Here is a 1,447-nt window from a genome sequence, read left to right on the forward strand (position 1 = left end):
GCAGCCGCAGCAGCCCCGGTTGCCTCGAGCAGTGGTGCAGAGACCCCGGTAGAAGCCCCGGTAGCCGGCACCATTCTGCGCTACGTACGTTCCAACGGCGACATGGTCGAAAAGGACGAAACGGTCCTGATCATGGAATCGATGAAGATGGAACTGGAAGTCAAGAGCAAGGCAGCCGGCGTTCTTACCTTCAAGGCCGATGCTGGTTCCGCGGTTGCCGCAGGCCAGACCATCGCCGTTGTGTGCTGAGGTTGACTGCCATGCAAAAGACCTTCAAGAAACTGCTTGCGAGCCTTGCCTGCGGGCTGGCTCTCTTCGGCGGCCTCGGCCTGGCCAGCGCCACGGCGCAAGCCAGCACGCCGGTCGTGCAGCAAATTGCTGCCGCCGACACCCACGCCCCGGCAGCCAACGCCTCCGGCGCCGTGGTAGCCAAGAAAGCCGAAGTGCGCGACATCTCCATCGTCAAGGGCATCACCAGCATCGCCGAACGGACCGGCGTAGCCGGCTTCATGGCCAAGAACGGCTGGAAAGCCTTCATCATGCTCGTCGTCGGCTGCGTACTGCTGTACCTGGGCGTAGCCAAGGACTTCGAACCGATGCTGCTGGTTCCGATCGGCTTTGGCACGATCCTGGTCAACGTACCGTTCGCCGGCATGGGTGAAGCCCCGCACGGCCTGCTGTACATGATCTTCGAGTACGGGCTGAAGACCGAACTGCTGCCGCTCTTGATCTTCATCGGCATCGGCTCGCTGTCCGACTTCGGCCCGCTGCTGGCCAACCCGCGCATGGCGATTCTCGGCGCCGCCGCCCAATTCGGCGTATTCGGCACCCTGATGGGCGTGATGGTCCTGAACCTGATCCCCGGCTTCAACTACAGCCTGCTGGAAGCCTGCTCCATCGCCATCATCGGCGGCGCCGACGGCCCGACCTCGATCTATGTGTCGTCGCTGTTCGCCCCGCACCTGATGGGCTCGATTGCCGTGGCAGCCTACTCCTACATGGCGTTGGTTCCGCTGATCCAGCCGCCGATCATGCGTCTGCTGACCAACGAAACCGAACGCAAGATCCGCATGCACCAGGTCCGTCCGGTGCACAAGATGGAAAAGGTGCTGTTCCCGCTGTTCGTGACCGGCCTCGTCGTCTTCATCCTGCCGTCGGCCCTGCCGCTGATGGGCTGCTTCGCCTTCGGCAACTTCGTCAAGGAATCGGGCTGCCTGGAGCGTCTGACCAAGACCATGCAGAACGAACTGATGAACCTCGCCACCATCTTCCTGGGTTTGGGCGTGGGCATGCAGATGATGGGCGACAAGTTCCTGAACCTGGAAACGCTGGGCATCCTGCTGCTGGGCGCCCTGGCCTTCGCGCTGGGCACCGCTGGCGGCGTGATCTTCGCCAAGGTGATGAACATCTTCTCGCCGAAGAACCTGATCAACCCGCTGATTGGCTC

2 protein-coding genes are annotated in these 1,447 nt (G+C 62.5%); both read left to right on the forward strand.

Annotation, left to right across the window (positions count from 1 at the left end; genetic code table 11):
• Nucleotides 1-249: acyl-CoA carboxylase biotin carboxyl carrier protein subunit (locus tag BMZ36_RS14195; protein ID WP_143086087.1), on the forward strand; the 249-nt coding region annotated here is incomplete at its 5' end.
• A gap of 11 nt (nucleotides 250-260) precedes the next feature.
• Nucleotides 261-1,447, forward strand: a 1,187-nt coding sequence (locus BMZ36_RS14200; RefSeq protein WP_091198406.1) for a sodium ion-translocating decarboxylase subunit beta, incomplete at its 3' end; no start/stop codon positions are given.

It is taken from the genome of Formivibrio citricus (genome assembly GCF_900115065.1).
In the GTDB taxonomy this organism is placed as follows: Bacteria; Pseudomonadota; Gammaproteobacteria; order Burkholderiales; family Chitinibacteraceae; genus Formivibrio; species Formivibrio citricus.